Below are 20,021 nucleotides of genomic sequence, written 5' to 3' on the forward strand. Positions count from 1 at the left end.
ACCAGGCCGACGGGTCCGGCCGGGGCGCTCACCCCGTCACCGCCCAACCTGGGTGCGGAGAGGTGCGCCGACCGGAGTAGCTCCGGCCAGGTGCTACGATGAACCACGGAAAAAGACATCCTTTAACAGCCGTCCGGTGAGGCGGGGAAGGAGGTCGGGTTGATGGCACGAACTGTGTTGAACCAGGCTGATATCACTCGAGCGCTGACTCGGATCTCCCACGAGATCCTGGAGTCCAATCGAGGCGCGGAGAACCTCGTCATACTGGGTATCCCCACCCGCGGCGTCGCTCTCGCCCGGCGGATTGCCGAGACCATCGCGCGCATCGAGCCCACCGCGTCAGATGTGCGGGTCGGCTCGCTCGACGTCACCATGTACCGTGACGACCTGGGCCAGACGCGCACCCGCACGCCGACGCGCACTGAGGTGCCCGGCAGCATCGACGGTGTCACGGTCGTGCTCGTCGACGACGTGCTCTACTCGGGCCGCACCATCCGTGCCGCCCTCGACGCACTCGGCGACCACGGGCGCCCGACCATCGTTCAACTCGCCGTGCTCGTGGACCGAGGCCATCGAGAACTGCCCATCCGGGCCGACTTCGTGGGCAAGAACCTGCCGAGCTCGACCGAGGAACGTATCAACGTGCACCTGCTGGAGGTCGACGGCGACGAATTCGTCAGCATCGACGGCGGGCGCCTCGACGGCAGGGTCGCTGACGACGGAGCTGCGGAGGACGCGTCATGAGGCACCTCCTCTCCACCAAGGGCTTGAGCCGGGGCGACGCGATCCGGCTGCTCGACATCGCAGAGGACATGGCGGATGTCGCGAACCGCGAGGTGAAGAAGCTCCCCACCCTGCGCGGCAAGACCGTGGTCAACCTGTTCTTCGAAGACTCCACCCGCACCCGGATCTCCTTCGAGGCCGCCGCGAAGCGGCTCAGCGCGGACGTGATCAACTTCAGCGCCAAGGGCTCGAGCGTGTCGAAGGGCGAAAGCCTCAAGGACACTGCTCAGACCCTCGCCGCGATGGGCGCGGATGGGGTCGTCATCCGTCACCCGGCCTCCGGGGCGCCGCATGTGCTCGCCGAAAGCGGCTGGATCGACGCGGGCATCATCAACGCAGGCGACGGAACGCACGAGCATCCGACCCAGGCGCTGCTGGACGCGTTCACCATCCGGCGCCGGCTGCACAGGAGTGCCGCCCGCGGCAAGGGCCTGGACGGGGTCACGGTCACCATCGTCGGTGACGTGCTGCACTCGCGCGTGGCTCGCTCCAACCTGTGGCTGCTCACCACACTGGGCGCGCATGTGACGTTCATCGCGCCGCCCACCCTGCTGCCCATGGACATGAGCGCCTGGCCGGCCGAGTCGGGCTTCGACCTGGACGCTGCCATCGACGCCGGGCCCGACGTGGTGATGATGCTGCGCATCCAGCAGGAACGAATGAACGCCGCCTTCTTCCCCAACAGCCGCGAGTACTCGCGCCGCTGGGGACTGGACGATGAGCGGTTCGGCCGTTTGGCTCCGACTACCATTGTGATGCACCCCGGCCCCATGAATCGCGGCTTGGAAATTTCTTCAGCGGCGGCCGACTCGGCCGGCTCAACCGTGCGCGAACAGGTCGCAAACGGTGTTTCAGTGCGGATGGCGGCACTGTACCTGCTGTTGTCCGGCGATCGGGAGGATTCATAGATGTCTAGCGACAGCGCTGCCAGCACGCCGTACCTGATCCGGGGCGCGACGCTCCCGGACGGCACGCGCACCGACCTTGTCCTCGCCGGCGGGCGCATCGCGGAAATCGGTTCCGGACTCTCCCGCGCCGGTGCCACCGTCATCGACGCATCCGGCCTGATCGCCCTCCCCGGACTGGTCGACCTGCACTCGCACCTGCGTGAACCCGGCGGGGAACAGAGCGAGACGATCCTGTCCGGCAGTCAGGCCGCGGCCGTGGGCGGCTTCACCAGTGTGTTCGCAATGGCCAACACCTCACCGGTCCAGGACACCGCCGGCGTCGTCGACCAGGTGCTGGCGCTCGGTGAGCAGGCCGGTTACGTCACCGTGCAGCCGGTCGGCGCTGTCACCGTCGGGCTTGCGGGGGAGCGTTTGGCCGAACTGGGCGCCATGGCAACCAGCCGCGCCCGGGTGCGGGTCTTCTCCGACGACGGCTTCTGCGTGTCCGACCCTCTCCTGATGCGCCGCGCCCTCGAGTATGTGAAAGCGTTCGACGGCGTCGTCGCCCAGCATTCCCAGGAGCCGCGCCTGACCGAGAAGGCCCAGATGAACGAGGGCGCCCTCTCCAGCGAGCTCGGGATGGTCGGCTGGCCGGCGGTGGCCGAGGAGTCGATCATCGCCCGCGATGTGCTGCTCGCCGAGCATGTGGGGTCACGCCTGCACGTGTGCCACGTGTCCACGGCCGGCTCGGTCGACGTCATCCGCTGGGCCAAGGCCCGTGGCATTCAGGTGACGGCCGAGGCCACTCCCCACCATCTGCTGCTGACCGAGGACCTCGTGGTCGGCTACGACGCCCGGTTCAAGGTCAACCCGCCGCTGCGCCGCCGGGAAGACGTCGATGCCCTGCGCGCCGGACTAGCCGACGGCACCATCGACATCGTGGCCACCGACCACGCCCCGCACCCGATCGAGGCAAAGGACTGCGAGTGGGACGCTGCGGCGAATGGCATGGTCGGCCTTGAGTCCGCCCTCTCCGTGGTGCACGCCTCCGTCATCGACACCGGCCTGCTCTCCTGGACGGACGTGGCCCGGGTTCTCTCCAGTACACCCGCCCGGATCGGTCGCCTTGCCGGCCAGGGGCAGGGGCTTCTCGTTGACGGACCGGCCGAGCTCACGCTGTACGATCCGACCGCGAGCCGGGTCTTCGATCGCGGCAATCTGGCCGGCAGGAGCGCCAATTCGCCCTACCTGGCGATGACCCTGCCCGGGCGAGTACAGGCCACCTTCCACCGCGGCTACGCCACCGTGCTCGACGGCGTGCTGCGCCCCGCCGCCGAGATCGCCGCACACGGGGAGCGCACCCATGGCTAGGACCATCGCCACCGTCATCACCGTCGGGGTGCTGCTCGGCGTGCTCGGACTCATGCTGCGCGGCTGGCGCCGACGCGGCCGACGCGACGCCGAGCTGCCGGCAGGCTACCCACTGCCGTTCGACACCGCCCGCGTCATCGCCTCCGCCGCGGTGCTCTACGTCGCCACAACCCTGCGCGCCCAGCCACTCGAACGCCTGAACATCCGAGGCCTGGGCTTCCGGGCTCGCGCCCGTCTGACCGTGACCGACGCCGGCGTGATCCTAGCCCTGGCCGGCGAGGAGGCCGTTTTCATCCCCGCCTCAGCCGTGGCTGTGCTCGAAGACGCCAGCGTCGCGATCGACCGCGCCGTTGAGACCGACGGCCTGCTGCTGCTCGGCTGGCGCCTGGCCGGAACCCCGGTCCAGATCGTCGACAGCTATTTCCGCATCCTTGACCCTTCCGACCGCGTCAGCGTGAACGACGCCATCCGAACCATTGCGGCCGATGCCCTGCGCCCGGTCGCGCGTGATGAAAGCGAGGCGTAGCGTGAGCAACGCAACGACCCCCGACCGACCGACTCCTGCCGTGCTCGTGCTCGAAGACGGCCGCCGCTTCGAAGGCCGTGCCTACGGCAGCAGGGGACAGGCCCTCGGCGAGATCGTCTTCGCCACCGGGATGACCGGCTACCAGGAGACCCTCACCGACCCGTCCTACGCCGGGCAGATCGTGCTGATGACGGCGCCGCATATCGGCAACACGGGCGCCAACGACGAAGACATGGAATCCCGCCGCATCTGGGTCTCCGGCTTCATCGTGCGCGAGCCCGCCCGCATCGCCTCGAACTTCCGGTCCACCCGCAGCCTCGACGACGACCTGACGGCCGGGGGAGTCGTGGGGATCAGCGGTATCGATACGCGTGCGGTCACCCGTCACATCCGCTCGGCCGGTGCCATGAAGAGCGGCATATTCTCGGGCGACCGCCTCACCCTCTCCGACGGCGAGCAACTTGAGCTGGTGCGCTCCGGCGCCGGTATGCGCGGCCGCAACCTGTCCGACGAGGTATCCACCGTCGAACCGTTCTCGGTGCCAGCTCAGGGCGAGAAGATCGGTTCGGTCGCCGTGCTGGACCTCGGGGTCAAGACGTCCACCCTGGACCATCTCGCCGCCCGCGGCTTCGAGGTTCTGGTGCTGCCGCAGTCGGTCACCGCCGAGCATGTGCTGTCCCTCAACCCGTCGGCCCTGTTCTTTTCGAACGGCCCCGGCGACCCGGCTGCCTCCGACGCCCACGTGGCACTGCTGCAGGAAGTTCTGCGCGCTGGAGTGCCCTACTTCGGCATCTGCTTCGGCAACCAGCTGCTCGGCCGGGCCCTCGGCTTTCGCACTTACAAGCTGCCGTTCGGACACCGGGGCATCAACCAGCCCGTGCTCGACAAGACCACCGGCAGGGTGGAGATCACCTCGCAGAACCACGGTTTCGCCGTGGACATGCCCATCGAGGGAGTACACGAGTCCCGTACCGGCTTCGGCCGGGTGGAGGTGAGCCACTACAGCCTCAATGACCAGGTGGTCGAGGGCATCCGCTGCCTCGACGTCCCCGCCTTCTCGGTGCAGTACCACCCGGAGTCGGCGGCTGGCCCGCACGATGCCGAGTACCTTTTTGATCGGTTCAGGGACGTGGTAGTCGCGCGCAATGCGACCACCGGAGCAGGAGACGCCAAGTAATGCCCAAGCGCGACGACATCAACAGCGTTCTCGTCATCGGATCGGGACCGATCGTGATCGGCCAGGCCTGCGAGTTCGACTATTCCGGCACCCAGGCCTGCCGCGTGCTGCGCGCCGAGGGCGTGCGAGTCATCCTGGTCAACTCCAATCCGGCCACCATCATGACCGACCCCGACTTTGCCGACGCCACCTACATCGAGCCGATCACCCCGGAGATCCTCGAGACGATCATCAAGAAGGAACGCCCCGACGCGATCCTCCCGACCCTCGGCGGCCAGACGGCTCTCAACGCCGCCATCCAGCTGCACGAGCGCGGCATCCTCACCAAATACGATGTCGAACTGATCGGCGCCTCCTTCGATGCCATCCAGAAGGGTGAGGACCGGCAGATCTTCAAGCAGCTGGTGCAGGGCGTGGGCGCCGGCGTCGCCCGCTCGTTCATCGCCCACACGGTCGAGGAGGCCGTCGGGTTCGCCGGCGACCTCGGCTACCCGCTCGTCGTGCGCCCCTCCTTCACCATGGGCGGCCTCGGTTCCGGCTTCGCCTACACGCAAGACGATCTGCGCCGCATTGTCGGCGACGGCCTGCATCAGAGCCCCACCAGCGAGGTCCTCCTCGAGGAGTCCATCCTCGGCTGGAAGGAATACGAACTCGAGATGATGCGCGACACGGCCGACAACACGGTCGTCGTCTGCTCGATCGAGAATGTCGACCCGGTCGGCGTGCACACCGGCGACTCGATCACCGTCGCGCCGGCGCTGACCCTGACCGACCGCGAGTACCAGAAGCTGCGCGACATCAGCATCGACATCATCCGCGCTGTCGGCGTCGACACCGGCGGCTGCAACATCCAGTTCGCGATCAACCCGGCCGACGGTCGCATCATCGTGATCGAGATGAACCCGCGCGTCTCCCGTTCCTCCGCCCTTGCCAGCAAGGCGACCGGCTTCCCGATCGCCAAGATCGCCGCGAAGCTCGCGCTCGGCTACCGGCTCGACGAAATCCCGAACGACATCACCGGCGTCACCCCGGCCAGTTTCGAGCCCACCCTCGACTACGTCGTGGTCAAGGTTCCCCGGTTCGCATTCGAAAAGTTCCCCGCCGCCGACCAGAGACTGACCACCACCATGAAGTCTGTGGGCGAGGCGATGGCCATCGGCCGCAGCTATGCGTCCGCCCTGCAGAAGGCGCTCCGCTCACTCGAGAAGCGCGGCTCGTCCTTCCACTGGGGTGCCGAGTCCCGCTCGGTCGACGAATTGCTGACGGTCGCCGAAGTGCCGACCGACGGCCGCATCGTGACCGTGCAGCAGGCACTCCGCAAGGGCGCGTCCATCGAGCAGGTCTTCGAAGCCACCAAAATCGACCCCTGGTTCATCGACCAGATCGTGCTGATCAACGAGATCGCCGACCAGATCGCAGCCGCAGAGCGCCTCGACACCGACATCCTCCGCACGGCCAAGGACCACGGCTTCTCCGACGCCCAGATCGGCGAGTTGCGCGGCTTCGGAGAAGCGGATGTGCGCACGGTGCGCCACATCCTCGGCGTGCGCCCGGTCTTCAAGACCGTCGACACCTGCGCGGGGGAGTTCCCCGCGCTCACCCCGTACCACTACTCCAGCTACGACCAGGAAACGGAGGTCGTTCCCAGCGACCGCCGGAAGGTCGTGATTCTCGGCTCCGGCCCGAACCGGATCGGACAGGGCGTCGAATTCGACTACTCCTGCGTGCACGCCTCGTTCGCCCTCTCCGAGGCCGGCTATGAAACCATCATGATCAACTGCAACCCGGAGACGGTCTCGACCGATTACGACACCTCGGACCGGCTCTACTTCGAGCCGCTCACCCTCGAGGACGTGCTCGAGGTCATTCACGCCGAAAGCCAAAGCGGCGAACTCGTCGGCGTGGTCGTGCAGCTGGGCGGCCAGACCGCGCTCGGCCTCGCCAAGGGCCTCGAGGCCGAGGGTATCCCGATCCTCGGGACCAGCCCGGCGGCAATCGACCTGGCGGAGGAGCGCGGACTGTTCTCCGGCATCCTCGACCAAGCGGGACTGCTGGCACCCCGCAACGGAGTCGCCACCGACCACGCGGGCGCCGTCGTTGTGGCCGAGGAGATCGGCTACCCCGTGCTCGTACGCCCGAGTTACGTTCTCGGCGGCCGGGGCATGGAGATCATCTACGACACCGCGTCGCTGGCCGACTACTTCAACCGGATGGCCGGCCAGGGCATCATCGGCCCGTCGCATCCGCTGCTCGTGGACCGGTTTCTCGACGACGCCATCGAGATCGACGTGGACGCCATCTATGACGGCACCGAGCTCTACATCGGCGGCGTGATGGAGCACATCGAAGAGGCCGGCATCCACTCCGGCGACTCGAGCTGCACCCTGCCGCCGGTGACTCTCGGCCGCGCCGAGATCGACCGGGTGCGTGAGGCCACACTGAGCATCGCCCGCGGCATCGGCGTGCGCGGCCTGCTCAACGTGCAGTTCGCCATCGGCGCCGGTGTGCTCTACGTGCTTGAAGCGAACCCGCGCGCCTCGCGCACCGTGCCGTTCGTGGCCAAGGCTCTGGGCATCACCCTGGCCAAGGCTGCCGCGCTGATCATGGTTGGCAAGACGATCGCCGAGCTCAAGGCCGAGGGCAGGTTGCCCCTGATCGACGGTTCGCGGGTGCCGATGGACGCCCCGGTCGCCGTGAAGGAAGCCGTTCTGCCGTTCAACCGGTTCCGCACGCCCGAGGGCCTCGTCGTGGATTCCGTGCTCGGCCCGGAGATGCGCTCGACCGGCGAGGTCATGGGCATCGACCGTGACTTCCCGCGAGCCTTTGCCAAGAGCCAGCTCGCCGCGTACGGCGGGATCCCGCTCACCGGCACCGTCTTCGTGTCGGTCTCGGATCGGGACAAGCGCGCGATCATCCTGCCGATGCTGCGCCTGCAGCAGCTGGGCTACACGATCACCGCCACGGAGGGGACCGCCGAGGTGCTGCAGCGCAATGGCATCCGCGCAACGATCGTGACCAAGTTCAGTGAGAAGGCCGATGAGGCCGACGTCTCGATCGTCGAGCTGATCCGCCGCGAAGAGGTGCAGATCGTCATCAACACGCCCGGCGGGCGCACCGCCCGGGCCGACGGGTACGAGATCCGCGCCGCCGCAGTGGCCGCGGACCTGCCGTTGTTCACGACCATCGCCGAGCTGAGCGCCGCCGTGGCCTCGATCGACGCCATCCGCGGCGGCTTCGAGGTGACTTCGCTGCAGGAATACGCCGCCACCCGTACCGCGGCACTGTGACCGGCGCGCCTGATACGAGCGGGTCGACCAGTCCGGTCGGCGCTCTTGCACGTCCGTCCTTCGGCGACCGGCTCCGTCTCGCCTTCGACCTCCGGGGACCGGTTTGCGTGGGCATCGACCCGCACTCCTGGCTCCTTGGCGATTGGGGTCTTCCCGACACGGCGGGGGGCGCCGAGTCCTTCGGTCGTCAGGTGGTGGCAGCCGCCGCCGGTCAGGTCGGCCTGGTGAAGCCTCAGGTGGCCTTCTACGAGCGTTTCGGGTCGGCCGGGTACGTGGCCCTCGAACGGGTGCTCACAGATGCGCGTGCGGCCGGCCTGCTCACGATCGCCGACGTCAAGCGCGGCGACCTCGGCACCAGTGCGGAGGCCTACGGGGAGGCCTGGTTGAGTGCGGGCTCGGCTCTCGAGGTCGACGCCATCACCGTGAACGCGTACATGGGGGTCGGCTCACTCGACCCCGTTTTCACCCTGGCCGGTCGGTCAGGAAAGGGCCTTTTCCTGTTGGCGGCCACCTCCAACCCCGAAGCGGCGACCGTCCAGCGGGCCGTGCTCGCCGAAGGCCCGCAGGCCGGTCGCACCGTCGCCGGGGCCGTCTTCGACGCCGTCAGCCTGCGAAATGCCCGATCCGGGGCCGACACATTCGGTTCGTTCGGTGTCGTCCTGGGCGCCACACTCGACCTCACCGCGTTTGGTCTCGACCTCTCCGCGGCACCCGCCCTGGGACTCACCCCCATACTCGCTCCCGGCTTCGGGCATCAGGGCGCGCAAGTCGCCGATCTGAGGAACTTGTACGGGGGGTACGCTCAAGGCGTTATCGTGAGTGAATCGCGCAGCGTTTTATCGGCCGGCCCCGACCGAATCAGACAGGCGATTGCGCGCCGAGTAGTTGAAGCAGGAGCTGCCCGTGGCTGAGAATCGCCCTACCCCACCCGACGTCGATCGGGTTGCCGCCTCGCGCGCCGCCGTGACGGCCCGTCGTGCCCGCGCCGGTGTGAAAGGCCAGATCGCCCAAGGAAAACGCACGGCACTCGACGTGCTTTCCACCGCCACCGAGAGTCCGGAAGGTGTCGAGGGGCGCCTGCGTGTGACCGAGTTCTTGATCAGCATTCCAGCGATCGGTGTCACCAAGATGCACCGCATCATGGAGAAGCTCGAGATCTCACCGTCGAAGCGCCTAGGAGGTCTTGGCAAGCATCAGCGCGATCGGCTGCGAGATTTTCTCACCACGCGCACTTCGTCCCGGCGTGGCGATTCCTCCGCCAAGCTCGTCGTTCTCGCCGGACCGACTGCGGTCGGCAAGGGCACTGTCGCCGGGTACATCCGTCAGCACTACCCCGGCGTGCACCTGTCGGTGTCGGCCACGACCCGTGCCCCGCGCCCAGGCGAGATCGACGGCGTGAGCTACTTCTTCATCGACGACGCCGAATTCGACCGGATGGTCGAGGCCGGAGCGTTGCTCGAATGGGCGACCGTGCACAACGCGTACCGCTACGGCACCCCGCGTGGCCCGGTCAGCGAGGCGTTGAGCCAAGGGAACAGCGTGCTCCTCGAGATCGACATCCAGGGAGCACGGTCCGTTCGCCGGGCCATGCCCGAGGCCCGACTCGTGTTCCTGCTCCCGCCGAGCTGGGACGAACTGGTGCGCCGGCTGATCGGGCGCGACACCGAGGCGCCCGCCGAACAGGCACGCCGACTCGAGACGGCCAAGCTTGAATTGGCCGCCCAGGGGGAGTTCGATTATCGGGTCGTCAACCACGACGTGGGCGAAGCGGCGCGTGAGGTCGTAGACTTGATGAATCTGCGTACGGCGCCACTGCTGCCGTAGCGCCCTTTTTCCGTGATTCTGCGCGTATCGCAGCACAAACCGCTCTGAAGGAGTGACACCAATGGCTACCAAGCTCACTGGCATCATCGACCCGCCCATCGACGACCTGCTCACCAAGGTCGACTCCAAGTACGCCCTCGTGGTCTTCGCCTCCAAGCGCGCTCGTCAGATCAACGACTACTATGCGGACCTGCACGAGGGCAGCCTGTTCGACAACGTGGGTCCGCTCGTTGACTCGACCGTCGACGACAAGCCCCTGTCCGTCGCGTTGCGCGAGATCAACGAGGACAAGCTCGTCTCACGCCCCATCGTCGAGTAACGCACCCCACCAAGCACGCAGGATGTCGTCAGGTCGCACGATCGTCGTCGGGATAACCGGCGGCATCGCTGCCTATAAGGCCGTCAACGTCGTGCGTGCTTTTGTGTTGCGTGGCGACTCCGTGCATGTTGTGGCCACGCCTGCTGCGCTGCGCTTCGTCGGCAAGCCCACCCTGGAGGCGATCTCCCGCAACCCCGTGCACACGGACCTCTACGAGGGCGTCGCGGAGGTGAGGCACGTGGCCATCGGCCAGTCCGCCGACCTCATCGTTGTGGCCCCGGCGACCGCGAACACCATCGCGAAGCTGGCCGCCGGTCTCGCTGACGACCTGCTCGGCAACGCCATCCTGGCCAGCACCGCACCGCTCGTGATCGCGCCGGCGATGCACACCGAGATGTGGAACAACGCGGCCACTGTCGCGAATGTGGCCACCCTGCGCTCCCGCGGCGTCATCGTCGTCGGACCGGGTGTCGGTCAGCTGACCGGCTCTGACACCGGGGCCGGCCGAATGGAAGAGCCCGACACCATCGTCGCCGCCGCCCTCGTGGCCCTCGACGCGGCCGACCTCTCCGTGGGGCGCCGTTCCGATCTCGCCGGCAAGCATGTCGTGATCACCGCAGGTGGCACCCGCGAACCCCTCGACCCCGTGCGTTTCCTCGGCAACCGGTCAAGTGGGAAGCAGGGCGTCGCCCTGGCTCAGGCCGCCCTGGCCCGGGGGGCCAGGGTGACGCTGATCTCCGCGAACCTGGAGGTTGCCGCCCCCGCGTCGGCCGACGTGCGGCTCGTGGGCACGGCGTTGGAACTCCAGGCGGCCGTCACGGATGCCGCCGCCGGGGCTGACGCCGTGATCATGGCGGCCGCAGTGGCCGACTACCGGCCCGCTGCAGTGCGCGCCGACAAGATCAAGAAGGACGATACCGGCGACACCCTTCTGCTCGAGCTGATCCGCAACCCGGACATCCTCGCCGGGCTCGCCGCAGCGGGACAGCCTGGGCAGGTCCTGATCGGCTTCGCGGCGGAAACGGAACCGGACGCGGACCGTCTGCTTGCCCTCGGCCGGACCAAGATGGCACGGAAGGGCTGTGACTTTCTGGTGCTCAACCGTGTGGGCTGGACCGAGGGGTTCGCTTCGGACCGTAACGAGATCACGGTGCTCGATCGCAGCGGAGATATAGTGTGTGAGGCCTCCGGAACCAAAATGTCGGTGGCCGGCCGCATTCTTGACCTGATCGCCTGAGTCGATCCCGGGCATCCGGTCACAGCCGTTTCCGGCTGCCGGCAACGGCCGGGCTCCACCGTTTCGGCCCCTTAGCACGTTCATTTCTTTTACACGTTGTTCACCAACAGAGACGGGCCAGATGCGCGAACTACGCCTCTTCACTTCGGAGTCGGTAACCGAAGGTCACCCCGACAAGATCTGCGACCAGATCTCCGATACCATCCTCGACGCCCTCCTGGCGGAAGACCCACACAGCCGGGTCGCCGTCGAGACCCTCGTCACGACCGGGCTCGTGCACGTCGCGGGTGAGGTCACCACCGAGGCCTACGTCGAGATTCCGTCGATCGTGCGCAAGTGCATCACGGACATCGGCTATGACTCCTCCGACGTCTGGTTCGACGGGCGCTCCTGCGGCGTGGAGATCTCCATCGGCGGCCAGTCGCCCGACATCGCCCAGGGAGTCGACAACGCCTTCGAGCGCCGCGAGGAGTCCAGCGTCGATGACTTCGACCGCCAGGGCGCCGGCGACCAGGGCATCATGTTCGGTTATGCGACCCGGGAGACCCCCGAGCTCATGCCGATCCCGATCTGGATCGCGCACCGCCTCGCCGAACGCCTCGCCGAAGTGCGCAAGTCCGGGGAGCTCGACTACCTCCGGCCCGACGGCAAGACCCAGGTCACCATCGGCTACGACGGCATCACGCCGCGCACGGTGGAGACCGTCGTTCTGTCGACCCAGCACTCACCGAAGGTGTCCAACGAGCAACTCCGCGCGGAGGTCGAGGAGCTCGTCATTCGCCCGGTGCTCGACCGCATCGACCTCGACGCGTCGGGGCTGAACATGCTGATCAACCCCACCGGACGGTTCGAGATCGGTGGCCCCCAGGGCGACGCCGGTCTCACCGGCCGAAAGATCATCATCGACACCTACGGCGGATCCAGCCGACACGGAGGTGGCGCGTTCAGCGGCAAGGACCCGTCGAAGGTAGACCGCTCGGCCGCCTACGCCATGCGCTGGGTGGCCAAGAATGCCGTGGCCGCCGGGCTCGCCGAGCGACTCGAGATCCAGGTGGCCTACGCCATCGGCAAGGCCTCGCCGGTTGGGCTCTACGTGGAGACCTTCGGCACCGGGGTCATGCCCGACCGGGACATCACCGGGGCCATCCGTGCGGTCTTCGACCTGCGCCCGGCGGCCATCATCCAGTCCCTGGACCTGTTGCGCCCGATCTACGCCCAGACCGCCGCGTATGGCCATTTCGGGCGCGAGCTGCCCGACTTCACTTGGGAACGCCTCGACCGCGTCGACGAGCTGAGAAGCGCTGCCGGACTGTGACCCGGCAGGGGCGCCGTCGATGACCCGTCCAGGCCTCGTGGCCCGGGTGCTGATCGACTCGCCGCTGCCGCAGCTCGACCACCTGTTCGACTACAGCATCCCGGACGAACTGGCCGGCATCGCCCGACCGGGGGTGCGCGTGCGGGTTCCGCTGCGCTCGGCGGGCCGCGTGGCCGACGGGTACCTGATCGAGGTCTTGGAGCCGGCTGAACCGGCCGCAGACCCGGAGGCGCTGTCCGGCCTCGACGCGGGCAGCGACTTTCGCGGTGCGCTGAGCCCGATCGAAAGTGTGGTCTCCGCCGCCCAGGTGCTCACGCCAGAGGTCTGGGAGCTCGCCCGGCGGGTGGCCGACCGGGCCTCCGGGAACGCGAGTGACGTCATCCGACTCGCCGTGCCCCCGCGCCAAGTGCGGGTGGAGAAGGCTTGGCTGGCGGGCCGGGCGGCGGATGCCGACGTGGCGGGGGCCGGGACAGCGACCGTGGAAGCCGCCACCCAGGCCGACCCTGCCGCCTGTGCTACCCCCGCGGGGTGGGCCTGCGCCGACTATCCGACCGGCACACTGGACACGGCCGTCGCCGCGCACGCGCGGCTCTGCGTCGCCGCGGTGCCCGACCTGCGACTACTGCCCGACGGGCAGACGGTCGGGCACTGGGCGCTGACTCTCGCCGAACTTGCGGTGGCCAGCCTGACCGTCGGGCAGAGCGCTATCCTCGTCGTGCCCGACTACCGCGACCAAGACCAGGTTCAGGCCGCGCTCGATCTGCTTGCCCCGGCCGGTTCGGTCAGCCGTGTCGACGCGCGCCAGCCGAATGCGGACCGCTACAGGGCCTTCCTGGCTGCCCTCGCCCCGGCACCGCGGATCGTTCTCGGCAACCGTTCTGCCGTGTACGCGCCGGCTGCGAACCTCGGTCTGATCGCGCTCTTCGACGACGGTGACCCTCTGCACGGCGAACCGCTCAGTCCCTATGTGCACGCCCGCGACGCGGCGCTCGTGCGCCAGGGCCAGTCCGGCTGTGCCCTCGTCTTCCTCGGCCACTCCCGCACGGTCGAGGTGCAGCGGCTGGTCGAACTGGGCTGGCTCACGGCGGTGCACCCCGAGAGGAGCCGGCATCCGCGGGTGATCCCCACCGATTTTCAGTCCGAGCCCGACCAGCAGGCCCGTGCCGCTCGCATCCCGACGGCCGCCTGGCGCGCCGCCAAGGAGGCGCTCGCCCACGGTCCCGTTCTCGTGCAGGTGGCCAGCCCGGGTTACGCTCCGATGCTCGCCTGCCAGAGCTGCAAGAAAGCAGCCCGCTGCACCACCTGCCAGGGTCCGCTCGCCCTGGCCGCCAAGAACTCAACCCCGTCGTGCCGTTGGTGCGGCGCCCTCGCCGCCAACTGGAGCTGCGTGCACTGTGAGGGGCGCGCCCTCCGAGTCGTCACCCTCGGCACGGGTCGCACCGCCGAAGAATTGGGCCGAGCATTCCCCGGCGCGCGCATCATCATCGCCGATGGCGAGCACCCGTTGCAGCACCTGGGCGATGCCCCCGCCCTGGTTATCGCCACCCGGGGAGCCGAGCCCATCCCCACGGGCGGTTACCGGGCCATCCTGCTGCTCGACGGCGAACGGATGCTCGCCCGAGAGTCCCTCCGGGTGGGAGAGGACTGCCTGCGCTGGTGGTGCAACGCCGCGGCCCTCGCAGCACCGGGCGCCGCCGTGGTCCTGGTCGGTGTTGGCGGGCTGGTCGCCCGCGCGCTCAACTCCTGGCAGCCCGAAATGCTCGCGGCGTCGGAGCTGGCCGATCGCCGCCAGCTCAAGTTCCCGCCTGCCGTGAGGGCGGCATCCGTCACCGGAACCGACGCCGACGTCGCTGCCGCCCTGGCTGACCTCAGCGGAATGGATGGTGTCGACGTTCTCGGCCCGGTCGGTACGGAGGATGCTCTGGTGCGCGCAATCGTGCGGCTGCCCTATGCCAGCGGCGACGAGGTGGCCCGTGCGCTCAAGGCCGCGATCGTGCGGAACGCCGCCCGCCGCCGACGCCCGAAGGGGGCGGCCTTCCGCCCCGCGCCTACACTCAAAGTACGATTCGACGACCCGGAGCTGCTGTAAATGAAACTCGTCTTCGCCGGCACGCCCCAGGCGGCCGTGCCCAGCCTGGTCGCCCTGGCCCAGTCCCCGCACGAACTGGCTGCCGTGATCAGCCGGGAGGATGCCCCGGTCGGCCGCAGGCGCCAGCTCACTCCCTCGGCGCTTGCGCAGGCGGCCGCGGAACGCGGGCTGCCTCTCATCAAGACCAACCGTCTCGACGCGGGGGCGACCGCCCGAATCGCGGCGCTGCAGCCCGACCTCGGCGTCATCGTCGCCTACGGCGGGCTCGTGCGCGAACCGCTCCTGTCGGTGCCCCGGCTCGGCTGGATCAACCTGCACTTCTCCTTACTCCCGCGCTGGCGCGGCGCGGCACCGGTGCAGCGCGCCCTCATCGCGGGCGATGAGTTGACCGGCGCCGCCGTGTTCCAACTGGTGCCGGAGCTCGACGCCGGTGCGGTGTTCGCGCAGTTCAGCCAGACCATCGGCAGCTTTGACACAGCCGGCAGCCTGCTGCACGACCTCAGCGTCAGCGGCGCGCAGCTGCTACTGCAGGTGATCGACGCCCTCGAGGTCGGTGGCCTCCCGGCCGTTCCGCAGTCCGGCCCGGTCACTCTGGCCCCCAAGCTGACCCTGGAGGATGCCCGCATCGACTGGTCCGAACCGGCCCGAGTGGTGTTCAACCGGGTGCGTGGGGTCACCCCGGAACCCGGTGCGTTCACGGTGATCGGCGATGCCCGCCTCAAACTCCAGGGCGTGGCCCTGACTCAGGGAGCCGAGCCCCAACCGGCCGGCGTGATCCGCGAGATTGACAAGAAAGTGCTGATTGGAACGGGGACGGAGCCACTCGAGCTTGTCACCGTGCAACCAGCCGGAAAGACACAGATGAAAGCAATCGACTGGTGGCGTGGAGTAGCGGCGACGGAGGTGGTGGCCTCATGAGTGACGATCGCGCACAGGCCCGGCAGCAGGCCGGCCGGCCGCAGGGTGACCGGCCGCCGGGTTCGCGCCGACCCGGCGGGCGCACCTCGGAACGCCCTCCGGCCGACCTCGTGCAGCCGGCCCGTCGGGTTGCCTACGAGGTCATCGCAGCGGTGCGGGAGTCGGACGCATACGCGAACCTGCTGCTGCCCACCCGCATCAAGCGGGCGGCGCTGAGCACCGCGGATGCCGCGCTGGCCACCGAGCTGACCTACGGCACCCTGCGCATGCAGGGCTTCTACGACCGCGTGATCGCCGACGCCGCCGGGCGGCCGGTCACCGCGATCGACCCGGCCATCCTGGACGTGCTCCGGCTCGGCGCGCACCAGCTGCTCGCCACCCGGGTGGCCACCCATGCCGCCGTGAACGAGTGCGTCGAACTGGCCCGCCAGGTCGGCTCCCGCGCCGCCACCGGTTTCACCAACGGGGTGCTGCGCACCATCTCCCGCTCCAGCGCCGACGAGTGGCGAGACCGCGTGCTCAGCGAGGCGTCCACTGACGACGACCGCCTCGCCGCCGAGCACTCGCACCCGGTCTGGGTCGTGCGCGCGTTCCGCCAGTCCCTGCGGCTGGAGGACCGCGAGGCCGAGCTCGAGGAGCTCCTGATCGCCGACAACGCCGCCCCCAGGGTCAATATGGTGATTCTGCCCGGTCTCAGCAACACCGAGGACACCGACGGGCTCGGCCGGGCCAACGACTACTCACCCACCGGTTTCGTGCTCGCCGGCGGAGACCCCGTGCATTTGATGCAGGACAGCGGCGGCCGGCTCCGGGTGCAGGACGAGGGTTCCCAGCTCGCTGCTCTCGCCCTCAGCCGGGTGCGCCCGGTGATGCCGGGGGAGCGCTGGCTCGACCTTTGTGCCGGCCCCGGCGGCAAGGCCGCCCTTCTCGCCTCGGAGGCGCTGGTCGGCGGGGCCAGCCTCATCGCCAACGAGCTGGTCCCCGCCCGGGCGTCACTCGTGCGCAAGGCGCTGGCCGCAGTGCCTGCCGACGTGCCCGTCTGGGAAAAGGACGGCACCCGGTTCGGCGCAGAGCACGCGGAAAAATTCGACCGAATCCTGCTCGACGCCCCCTGCACAGGGCTCGGCGCGCTACGTCGGCGACCGGAGGCCCGATGGCGCAAACAGCCCAAGGACGTCGCCGAGCTCTCAGACCTTCAGTTCGGCCTGATCGACGCAGCTCTCGGCGCGCTCAAGCCGGGCGGCGTGCTCGCCTATGTCACCTGCTCGCCGCACATCGCGGAAACGCGGGGGATCGTCTCGACCGCGCTGAAAATGTGGGCGGGGCGCGTGCGGACCCTCGACACGGCATCCGTTCTGCAACAGCTGAGCACGTCCCCGCTCGACCTGGCCGGCGACGGTGGCAGCGTGCAGCTGTGGCCGCACCGGCACGGCACGGACGCCATGTTCATCACCCTGCTCGAGCGCACGGGGTAGCTGAACCAATTCGACGGAGATTCTGGTCCGAAACCTCCTTTTCGGAGGGTCCGGGGCCGATCCAGGCGAAGTCTCCGTCGAATTCGTTCCCCGGCCCGCGGACCTATATCGACCACCCGCCCGCAGTAGGGTAAAAGCATGGTCACCCGGATTAACCCCAGCATCCTCGCCGCAGACTTCGCGAATCTCGAACGGGACCTGGGGCGCATCCGCACCGCGGACCTCGTGCACGTGGACATCATGGACAATCACTTCGTGCCCAACCTGACGTTCGGGCCACCCGTCGTCGATCGCCTCGCGCAGGTCTCCCCGCTCCCGTTCGACCTGCACCTGATGATCGAGAACCCGGAACGCTGGGCGCCCGGTTACGCGGAGGCCGGCGCCTTCTCGGTCACCTTCCACGCGGAGACCACCACCAACCCGGTCGGCCTGGCCCGCAAGCTGCGCTCGATCGGCGCCCGGGCCGGTATCGCCCTCAAGCCAGGCACGGCCATCGAGCCCTACCTCGAGCTGCTGCCCGAATTCGACCAGGTGCTGGTGATGACCGTCGAACCCGGCTTCGGCGGGCAGAGCTTCATGCCCTCCACCATGCGTAAGCTCCGCACGCTGTCGGATGCCGTGAAGAAGTCCGGCCTGGACGTCTGGCTTCAGGTCGACGGCGGAATCACCGAGGACACCATCGTGATCGCCGCCGAAGCCGGCGCGAATACGTTCGTGGCCGGTTCCAGCGTGTTCAATGCTGCGGACCCGGCGAAGCAGATCGCCTTGCTGCGCGCCGCCGCGACCGAACACCAGCACGCGCACTAGTACCCTAGAGACGTGAAGACCTTCGACGAACTGTTCGCTGAACTGAGCGACAAAGCACGTACCCGCCCCGACGGCTCAGGGACCGTTCGTGAACTCGACGCCGGCGTTCATGCCATCGGCAAGAAGATCGTCGAGGAGGCAGCCGAGGTGTGGATGGCCGCCGAGTTCCAGAGCGACGACGAAACCGCCGCCGAGATGAGCCAGCTGCTGTACCACGTGCAGGTGATGATGCTGGCGAAGGGCCTGACCCCCGCCGATCTGTACCGCCACCTGTGACATCTCCGAAAGCGCACCACCCCCGGGCACGCCCGTGAGACTTGTTTTGCCAGAGCCTGAAGACGCAGAGAGTGCTGAAATGCTGAGAATCGCCGTGCCCAACAAGGGCTCGTTGTCTGAAACCGCCGCGCAGATGTTGTTCGAGGCGGGCTACACCGGGCGCCGTGACCCGCGTGACCTCGTTGTCTCCGACCCGCTCAACGACGTGGAGTTCTTCTACCTGCGCCCCCGCGACATCGCCACCTACGTCGGGTCCGGCGCCCTCGACGTTGGCATCACCGGACGCGACCTGCTGCTCGACTCGGGTTCCACCGCCCAGGAGATCGCCAGTCTCGACTTCGGTGACTCCACCTTTCGGTTCGCCGGCCCGCACGGCCGCTTCACCGACCTGGGCGACCTGTCGGGTCTCCGCGTCGCCACCAGCTACCCCGGTCTGGTCGAGGCCTTCCTCGCCGAGCACGACGTCAGCGTGACCCTGGTCACTCTCGACGGCGCGGTCGAGTCCGCCGTGCAGCTGGGCGTCGCGGATGCCGTCGCTGACGTCGTCTCCACCGGCTCCACCCTGCGCAAGGCCGGCCTCGAGATCTTCGGCCCGGTCATCCTGCAGTCCACAGCGGTGCTGATCAGTTCCGAGAACGACAAACCCGGGATCGCGACGCTCCTGCGCCGGCTGCAGGGCGTGCTCGTGGCCCGCCAGTACGTGCTGATGGACTACGACATCCCGCAGGCGCTCCTCGACGACGCGTGCCTCCTGGCACCCGGTATCGAGTCGCCCACGGTGTCGTCCTTGCACGACCCGGAGTGGGTTGCCGTGCGGGTCATGATCCCGCGCCTGAACACCAACCACGTCATGGACGCGCTCTACGAACTCGGAGCGCGCGCCATCCTGATCAGCTCCATCCACAACGCCCGGTTGTAAGGGGCGGCGACACACAATGGAGGCACGATCGTGAGTCTTTCGGTGCGGGTGATCCCCTGCCTCGACGTGGCCGACGGCCGCGTGGTGAAGGGCGTGAACTTCCAGAACCTGCGCGACGCGGGTGACCCCGTCGAGCTCGCCCGCCGCTACTACGAGCAGGGTGCTGACGAGCTCACCTTCCTCGACGTGACTGCCACGGTGGACAACCGCGACACCACCTACGACGTCGTGCGCGCCACCGCGGAGCAGGTGTTCATACCGCTCACGGTGGGCGGCGGCATCCGCACCGTCGAGGACGTGTCGCGGTTGCAGGCCAGCGGGGCCGACAAGGTCGGCCTGAACAGCGCCGCCATCCGGCGGCCGGCCCTGATCGGTGAGATCGCCGACCGGTTCGGCTCGCAGGTTCTGGTGCTCTCGCTCGACGTCAAGCGCAGCGGTCGCACCGAGTCCGGTTTCGTCGTCACGACCCACGGCGGTCGAACGGAAACCGACCTGGACGCCCTCGCCTGGGCGCGCACCGCCATCGGACTCGGGGTTGGCGAATTGCTCGTCAACTCCATCGACGCCGACGGCACGAAGGCCGGGTTCGACCTGGAACTGATCACGCTGATGCGCGACCTGAGCACCGTTCCAGTGGTCGCGTCCGGCGGTGCCGGCCGCGTCGAGGACTTTCCGCCGGCGATCACGGCGGGGGCGGACGCCGTGCTCGCGGCATCTGTTTTCCACGGCGGCCAGCTCACCGTGGGCGACGTTAAGGCGGAGCTGTGGCGCTCCGGACTGCCCGTGCGCTGATTTGCCCTGCTTCACCCGA

General features: G+C 68.4%; 18 protein-coding genes. All 18 read left to right on the plus strand.

Annotated elements, in window-relative coordinates; genetic code table 11:
• Positions 1 to 159 precede the first annotated feature (159 nt).
• The 18 genes from pyrR (at position 160) to hisF (ending at position 20,002) form a co-directional block, all read left to right on the plus strand.
• Entirely contained in the window at positions 160 to 744 is a 585-nt protein-coding gene (pyrR, locus tag E3O65_RS10350) for a bifunctional pyr operon transcriptional regulator/uracil phosphoribosyltransferase PyrR (protein WP_134363648.1), read from the plus strand.
• A complete protein-coding gene (locus tag E3O65_RS10355) occupies positions 741 to 1,691 on the plus strand; it encodes an aspartate carbamoyltransferase catalytic subunit (protein WP_134363649.1) in 951 nt (316 codons plus the stop codon). The genes pyrR and E3O65_RS10355 overlap by 4 nt, the downstream gene beginning before the upstream one ends.
• Positions 1,692 to 3,041 carry a dihydroorotase gene (locus E3O65_RS10360; protein ID WP_134363650.1) on the plus strand — a complete coding sequence of 450 codons (1,350 nt, stop codon included), beginning with the start codon at positions 1,692 to 1,694 and terminating at the stop codon, positions 3,039 to 3,041.
• Positions 3,034 to 3,567 carry a PH-like domain-containing protein gene (locus E3O65_RS10365; protein WP_134363651.1) on the plus strand — a complete coding sequence of 178 codons (534 nt, stop codon included), beginning with the start codon at positions 3,034 to 3,036 and terminating at the stop codon, positions 3,565 to 3,567. Before E3O65_RS10360 ends, E3O65_RS10365 begins: the two co-directional genes overlap by 8 nt.
• Entirely contained in the window at positions 3,551 to 4,744 is a 1,194-nt protein-coding gene (gene carA, locus E3O65_RS10370) for a glutamine-hydrolyzing carbamoyl-phosphate synthase small subunit (protein ID WP_174722292.1), read from the plus strand. Before E3O65_RS10365 ends, carA begins: the two co-directional genes overlap by 17 nt.
• Complete coding sequence (carB, locus tag E3O65_RS10375) at positions 4,744 to 8,031, plus strand: carbamoyl-phosphate synthase large subunit (RefSeq protein ID WP_134363652.1); 3,288 nt, start codon at positions 4,744 to 4,746, stop codon at positions 8,029 to 8,031. The genes carA and carB overlap by 1 nt, the downstream gene beginning before the upstream one ends.
• Positions 8,028 to 8,942 (plus strand): orotidine-5'-phosphate decarboxylase, encoded by a 915-nt coding sequence (gene pyrF / locus E3O65_RS10380; RefSeq protein ID WP_134363653.1) that lies wholly within the window; start codon positions 8,028 to 8,030, stop codon positions 8,940 to 8,942. The genes carB and pyrF overlap by 4 nt, the downstream gene beginning before the upstream one ends.
• Positions 8,935 to 9,855: a guanylate kinase gene (gene gmk / locus E3O65_RS10385; protein WP_134363654.1), complete on the plus strand. Its 921-nt coding sequence runs from the start codon at positions 8,935 to 8,937 to the stop codon at positions 9,853 to 9,855. The genes pyrF and gmk overlap by 8 nt, the downstream gene beginning before the upstream one ends.
• A 61-nt stretch (positions 9,856 to 9,916) precedes the next feature.
• Positions 9,917 to 10,174, plus strand: a complete 258-nt coding sequence (gene rpoZ / locus E3O65_RS10390) for a DNA-directed RNA polymerase subunit omega (RefSeq protein WP_134363655.1) — start codon at positions 9,917 to 9,919, stop codon at positions 10,172 to 10,174.
• A gap of 22 nt (positions 10,175 to 10,196) precedes the next feature.
• Positions 10,197 to 11,411 carry a bifunctional phosphopantothenoylcysteine decarboxylase/phosphopantothenate--cysteine ligase CoaBC gene (gene coaBC / locus E3O65_RS10395; RefSeq protein ID WP_134363656.1) on the plus strand — a complete coding sequence of 405 codons (1,215 nt, stop codon included), beginning with the start codon at positions 10,197 to 10,199 and terminating at the stop codon, positions 11,409 to 11,411.
• Between the two features lie 121 nt (positions 11,412 to 11,532).
• Positions 11,533 to 12,726: a methionine adenosyltransferase gene (gene metK / locus E3O65_RS10400; protein ID WP_134363657.1), complete on the plus strand. Its 1,194-nt coding sequence runs from the start codon at positions 11,533 to 11,535 to the stop codon at positions 12,724 to 12,726.
• A 19-nt stretch (positions 12,727 to 12,745) separates the two neighbouring features.
• Entirely contained in the window at positions 12,746 to 14,815 is a 2,070-nt protein-coding gene (locus E3O65_RS10405) for a primosomal protein N' family DNA-binding protein (RefSeq protein WP_134363658.1), read from the plus strand.
• Positions 14,816 to 15,733: a methionyl-tRNA formyltransferase gene (fmt, locus tag E3O65_RS10410; RefSeq protein WP_134363659.1), complete on the plus strand. Its 918-nt coding sequence runs from the start codon at positions 14,816 to 14,818 to the stop codon at positions 15,731 to 15,733.
• The gene (locus tag E3O65_RS10415; RefSeq protein ID WP_134363660.1) at positions 15,730 to 17,208 is read left to right on the plus strand and encodes an RsmB/NOP family class I SAM-dependent RNA methyltransferase; all 1,479 of its coding nucleotides are present in this window, start codon (positions 15,730 to 15,732) and stop codon (positions 17,206 to 17,208) included. The genes fmt and E3O65_RS10415 overlap by 4 nt, the downstream gene beginning before the upstream one ends.
• Before the next feature lie 138 nt (positions 17,209 to 17,346).
• Complete coding sequence (gene rpe / locus E3O65_RS10420) at positions 17,347 to 18,015, plus strand: ribulose-phosphate 3-epimerase (protein ID WP_134363661.1); 669 nt, start codon at positions 17,347 to 17,349, stop codon at positions 18,013 to 18,015.
• Between the two features lie 12 nt (positions 18,016 to 18,027).
• Positions 18,028 to 18,291 (plus strand): phosphoribosyl-ATP diphosphatase, encoded by a 264-nt coding sequence (locus E3O65_RS10425; protein ID WP_134363662.1) that lies wholly within the window; start codon positions 18,028 to 18,030, stop codon positions 18,289 to 18,291.
• A 79-nt stretch (positions 18,292 to 18,370) separates the two neighbouring features.
• Positions 18,371 to 19,210 carry an ATP phosphoribosyltransferase gene (gene hisG / locus E3O65_RS10430; protein WP_134363663.1) on the plus strand — a complete coding sequence of 280 codons (840 nt, stop codon included), beginning with the start codon at positions 18,371 to 18,373 and terminating at the stop codon, positions 19,208 to 19,210.
• Positions 19,211 to 19,240: 30 nt separating this feature from the next.
• The gene (gene hisF / locus E3O65_RS10435; protein WP_134363664.1) at positions 19,241 to 20,002 is read left to right on the plus strand and encodes an imidazole glycerol phosphate synthase subunit HisF; all 762 of its coding nucleotides are present in this window, start codon (positions 19,241 to 19,243) and stop codon (positions 20,000 to 20,002) included.
• Positions 20,003 to 20,021: the final 19 nt, after the last annotated feature.

This window comes from Cryobacterium breve (assembly GCF_004402375.1).
In the GTDB taxonomy this organism is placed as follows: domain Bacteria; phylum Actinomycetota; class Actinomycetes; order Actinomycetales; family Microbacteriaceae; genus Cryobacterium; species Cryobacterium breve.

Bases quoted from the DNA above. Each gene is read 5' to 3' on its own strand.
- carB (WP_134363652.1), top strand. From the start codon at position 4,744: ATGCCCAAGCGCGACGACATCAACAGCGTTCTCGTCATCGGATCGGGA.
- E3O65_RS10365 (WP_134363651.1), top strand. From the start codon at position 3,034: ATGGCTAGGACCATCGCCACCGTCATCACCGTCGGGGTGCTGCTCGGC.
- E3O65_RS10355 (WP_134363649.1), top strand. From the start codon at position 741: ATGAGGCACCTCCTCTCCACCAAGGGCTTGAGCCGGGGCGACGCGATC.
- metK (WP_134363657.1), top strand. From the start codon at position 11,533: ATGCGCGAACTACGCCTCTTCACTTCGGAGTCGGTAACCGAAGGTCAC.
- rpoZ (WP_134363655.1), top strand. From the start codon at position 9,917: ATGGCTACCAAGCTCACTGGCATCATCGACCCGCCCATCGACGACCTG.
- hisG (WP_134363663.1), top strand. From the start codon at position 18,371: ATGCTGAGAATCGCCGTGCCCAACAAGGGCTCGTTGTCTGAAACCGCC.
- E3O65_RS10360 (WP_134363650.1), top strand. From the start codon at position 1,692: ATGTCTAGCGACAGCGCTGCCAGCACGCCGTACCTGATCCGGGGCGCG.
- rpe (WP_134363661.1), top strand. From the start codon at position 17,347: ATGGTCACCCGGATTAACCCCAGCATCCTCGCCGCAGACTTCGCGAAT.
- E3O65_RS10415 (WP_134363660.1), top strand. From the start codon at position 15,730: ATGAGTGACGATCGCGCACAGGCCCGGCAGCAGGCCGGCCGGCCGCAG.
- fmt (WP_134363659.1), top strand. From the start codon at position 14,816: ATGAAACTCGTCTTCGCCGGCACGCCCCAGGCGGCCGTGCCCAGCCTG.
- coaBC (WP_134363656.1), top strand. From the start codon at position 10,197: ATGTCGTCAGGTCGCACGATCGTCGTCGGGATAACCGGCGGCATCGCT.
- carA (WP_174722292.1), top strand. From the start codon at position 3,551: ATGAAAGCGAGGCGTAGCGTGAGCAACGCAACGACCCCCGACCGACCG.
- E3O65_RS10405 (WP_134363658.1), top strand. From the start codon at position 12,746: ATGACCCGTCCAGGCCTCGTGGCCCGGGTGCTGATCGACTCGCCGCTG.